This is a genomic window from Variovorax sp. P1_H12_2 (assembly GCF_056405335.1).
On record NZ_JBFUCI010000466.1, the window covers coordinates 1 to 4,674 of the forward strand.

The following is a 4,674-nucleotide window of genomic DNA, read 5'->3' on the forward strand; positions in this document are numbered from 1 at the left end:
CGCCCGGCCTTGAGCCAGGCCGGGCTGCCATGGCGACGGCCGCGCGCGTCGGCGCCCATGTTGGGCGCGCCGCCGAAGCCGGCGATGCGCCCGAGCGTGGCGGTCGAGCTGTTGCCGTCGAGGTCGATCTGCAGGGTCGAGCCGATGAATAGGTCGCAGGCGTAGTGGCCGGCTGCCTGGCAGAAGGCCCGGTTGCTGCGCAGGCTGCCGTCGGGCCCGGTGAAGAAGACATCGGAGCGGGCCCGGATGTAGTCCTCCATGCCGAGTTCGGAACCGAAGGAGTGCACCGACTCGACCCAGCCGGCCTCGATCGCCGGGATCAGGGCCGGATGCGGGTTGAGCGCCCAATGCTTCGCGATCTGGCCCTTGAGCCCAAGCGACTCGGCGTAGGTCGGCAGCAGCAGCTCGATCGCCGCGGTATCGAAGCCGATGCCATGGTTCAGGCGCTGCACGCCGTATTCGGCATAGATGCCCTTGATCGCCATCATTGCCATCAGGATCTGCACTTCGCTGATCTGCGCCGGGTCGCGCGTGAACAGCGGCTCGATGAAATTCGGCCGCGGCGCCTTCACCACGAAGCTGACCCAATCGGACGGGATGTCGACGCGCGGCAAGGTCGTGCGCTGGCCGTCCACCAGCTCGTTCACCTGCGCGATCACGATGCCACCCGAGAACGCCGTGGCCTCGACGATGGCCGGCGTGTCTTCGGTGTTGGGGCCGGTGTAGAGGTTGCCTTCGGCGTCGGCCGCATGCGCGGCGACCAGCGCCACCTTGGGCGTGAGGTCCACGAAGTAGCGCGCGAACAGCTCGAGGTAGGTGTGGATCGCGCCAATCTCGATGCGCCCGCCCGAGACCAGCTTGGCCAGGCGCGCGCCCTGCGGCCCCGAGAAGCTGAAGTCCAGGCGCGAGGCCACACCGTTCTCGAACACGTCGAGATGTTCCGGCAATGCTAGCACCGACTGCACCATGTGCAGGCCGTGCACGCGCTGCGGATCGACCTGCACGAGGGCCTGCGCGAGGAAATCGGCCTGCTTCTGGTTGTTACCTTCGAGGCAGACGCGGTCGCCGGGCGCAAGCACCGCTTCGAGCAGCGTGCCGATGGCCTCTGTTGCGACTTGCTTGCCGGCGAGCCGCGTGCCGAGTGCGGCGGCCGCGCGCGCCAGCCGGGCGGCGCGGTCATCGGCCCTGGTGGTCCAGGAGCTGGAGTTCATGGGTTGAATGGGTTGAGTGAAGTCATTGAAAGCGGCGCCTTACAGCACCACGAAGAGAAGCCACACCACCACGGGGGYCACCACCGTCACGAGGGCGCCATACATCATCAATTGGCGGAAGAACACATCGCGGTCCACGCCCTTCGCGTTGGCCAACACCAGCGCGCCGTTGGTCGAGAACGGGCTGACGTCGACGATGGTGGAGGACACGGCCATCGCCGCGATGAAGCCGATCGCACTGACACCGGTGTCCCCTTGCAGGAAGGGCACCGCCAGCGGAATCAACGAGCCGAGCACGGCGGTCGATGAGGCGAATGCGGACACCACCGCGCCGACGAAGCACAGCAGCAGTGCTGCCATCAGCGGGGAGGTGAGGCCCGCCACGCTGTGGCCGACGAAATCGATCGTCCCCATTTTTTCCATGACGCCGACATAGGTGCTGACGCCGACGATCAGCATGATCTCCGGCCACGACACCTGTCCCAGCGCACGCTTCTGCAGATTGGGCGCCATCAGCGTGAGCAGCAGGCCGATGGTGATCGAGACGAAGCCGATGTCAAGCTTGAAGAACAGCGTCAGCACGGCCAGTGCCAGCAGGCCCAGCACGGTGGCGATCTGGTAGAGGCGCGAGCCCTGCTCGGCAGGGATTGCCGGCGACGCGTCCATCAGCGAATCGTTGTCAGGGTTGGCGGTGCGCCGCTCTTCCGCGAACGACTCGCTTTCCGCATCCCCGTACACCTGCGCACCGCCCTGTCCATGGGCGACGCGGCGCACGGTCGGCATGGCGCCTGTGTGGTCGGCCTTCTGCCGAACTAGCCTCATCCCGCCGAACAGGAAGAACAGCAGGAGCGCGACCGCCAGGTTGACACCGAGACTGGCCATCATCGTCGCCATCTCGCTGAGCGGCAAGCCGGCCCGGGCCACGATCTTGTTGGTGATGCCGCCATAGATGCTGATCGGGGAGAAGCCGCCGCCCTGCGCGCCGTGCACCACCATCAGGCCCATGAGCAGCGGGTTGATGCCGTACTTGGCCGCGAATCCCAGCGCGATCGGCGCGATGATCGCCACCGCCGCCGGGCTGACCGCGCCCACCGCGGTGAGCAACGCGGCGATGAAGAACATGATCCACGGAATGGCCGCGATGCGCCCGCGCACCGCGCGCACTGCGAGTTTGACGAGCCAGTCGATCGTGCCGTTGTTTTGCGCGAGCGCAAAGAGGTAGGTGATGCCGACCAGTGTCAGGAACAGGTCGGCGGGAAAGCCGCCCATGATGGCCTTGGCGTTCATGCCGGCGACCAGCGTGCCGACCAGGAACGCGCCGACGAAGGCGATCACGCCCATGTTGATCGGCAGCACGGTGGCGAGCACGAACATGCCGATCAGGGCGTAAATCGAAATCCAATGAGAACTCATCAATGCGTCTCCGGGAGGTGTTTGGGTTCGACACGCGGTGCCAGCACGTCTGGGTACGAACAGTACGCACCCCCTACGGAACGATCAACTAAGCGGCGTGGCTGACCTTTACGCGAACTGAAACGATCGAGGGTTAACCCGAGCATCGATCTCGTGGATGCTCAGCCCAGGTCCGCCTTCGCCATGCGGCAGACCGAGAGCAGCGCGAGCAGGTTGGGATCGCGTTCGCGCGTGCGCAGGAAATTGAGCGAGATGGTCTGGCGCATCAGGTACCGGGACTGCAGCGGAATCAGTTGCACCCTTTGCGGCATCACCGAGCGCACGCGCCCCGGCAGCAGAGTGCAGCCGACGCCACCGTCCACCAGGTTCATCAGGGAGAAGATGTCGCCGGTCTTCATGACCACGTGGGGCGTAAAGCCAGCCACGCGAAACGAGTCCACGAAGCCGCTGTAGGTGACGAAGCCTTCGCTCAGGGTGACAAAACGCTCATGGGCGCAGGCGGCCAGGTCCACCTGTTCCATCGACGCATAGCGCGAACCCAAAGGCGCGGCGAAGTAGATGTCGTCCTCGAACAGGGGTTCGGACTCGAGGTCTGGGGCCGCGTCGGGCGTGCCCATCAGCGCCGCATCGATGGCGCCGTCACGCAGCTTCTGCAGCAGGTCGGCGTTGGAGCCCAGGACGAGTTCGGTCTGGATGTCGGGCTTGCGCAGTTTCATCGCCATGACCAGCGTCGGCACCGTGCGATTGGTCAGGGAATACAGCGACCCGATGCGGATGCGATCGGCCGAATAGCCCGCCACTTCGCGCGTCGAACGCACGCCCTCGGCCATCGCGCGCAGCACGTCCCGGGCAACCTCCGCCAAGGCTTGCGCGGCCTCGGTCGGGTGCAGGTTGCGGCCTTCGTGCCGAAACAGGGCGCAGCGCAGCCCTGTTTCGAGCGCATGCAAGGCGCGGTGGACGCTGACAGGGCTGATCTCGAGGATCTCGGCCGCGCGCGAGAGATTGCCGGTCTCCATGAAGACCAAGAGGATCTCGAGCCTGCGGAATGTGATCTCTTCGTTGACGTGGAGGTGCATGACGGCCTGCCTTAGAAGCTCGATCCTAAGTGAAACTCGAAAAGGGCGGCTGGCGGTCGCGTCCCATTCCGTGGTGTAGGTCCAAAGCCCGGAGAAGGCTGAGATGCACGGTACTCAGCGTGCCACTGCGGACAGCCGAGTGGGCGCACTATCGCTTCTATGTGAACCAAATGGTCAAGACACCTTCGATGGCGTCGGTTAGAAGGATTTCATGTCGACCCCCTCTCCGCTGCGCGGCACGGTTTCGATTTGTCTTGATTCGAGGTGGGGGTGTGATCGGCGTTCGAGCCAGTGTGCTCGGACGACCTTCTATCCGTGCGGGTCGTGCAATATCCCCGCACCGCATGCTGGCGGTCACGCTGAGGTGACCCAACGATACTGTGGGCGCGCCGACCTTCGATCATGACGATTCAATCCGTGCCGAGTGGTGCGAGGCTCAAACGGCAGGCGGCCTGAGTTCGGCCCCAGTCGGGATTTCGCCGCGGTCCAGATAGCGCCACAGCGCGATGAGCAGCCGCCTGGCCAGGGCCACGATGCCCACGCGCCGCGAGTCAGAAACTCCTCGAAACACGGATGCAAGAGGCTTGCGAAGGGATCTGCCTGGCTGCACCACGCCTACCGCCCCAAGCGCGCTTGGTTCGCCCCTAGCGAAGCCGCAGCACCGCAATTTGTTCGCAGCAACCGGCTCACGAGGTCGACGCCCGGAGTGTGGCGACGCTGCAGCACGAGTTGTTCGAAGTAGGGGCTCAATGCCATCTCGTCGGACCGGGCGATGAAGTCAATGCGATCGAATGCGGGGATGTCTATACGCCAGCGTCTGCATAAAGGATGCCTTCGTCGGCGTTCGCCATCCGCTGTGCGCATCGCTTTGCCACAAGCAACTGGCCATGCGCTTCGACGCATGGCGCCTTTTCACCGACGTCGCCCGAGACTCGTACGCCGCCTTCTGAGAGATCCGTCTCCAGCCTCTTTCA

At 64.9% G+C, this 4,674-nt stretch carries 3 protein-coding genes; all 3 read right to left on the reverse strand.

The features are described from left to right. A partial coding sequence (locus tag AC1D2K_RS30175; RefSeq protein WP_478093548.1) for a malonate decarboxylase subunit alpha occupies nt 1–1,211 on the reverse strand: 1,211 nt, incomplete at its 3' end. Nucleotides 1,212–1,250: 39 nt separating this feature from the next. Beyond that, nucleotides 1,251–2,624: an SLC13 family permease gene (locus tag AC1D2K_RS30180; RefSeq protein WP_478093550.1), complete on the reverse strand. Its 1,374-nt coding sequence runs from the start codon at nt 2,622–2,624 to the stop codon at nt 1,251–1,253. Between the two features lie 161 nt (nt 2,625–2,785). After that, on the reverse strand, nt 2,786–3,700 hold the full coding sequence (locus AC1D2K_RS30185) for a LysR family transcriptional regulator (RefSeq protein WP_478093552.1): 915 nt from the start codon (nt 3,698–3,700) through the stop codon (nt 2,786–2,788). Nucleotides 3,701–4,674: the final 974 nt, after the last annotated feature.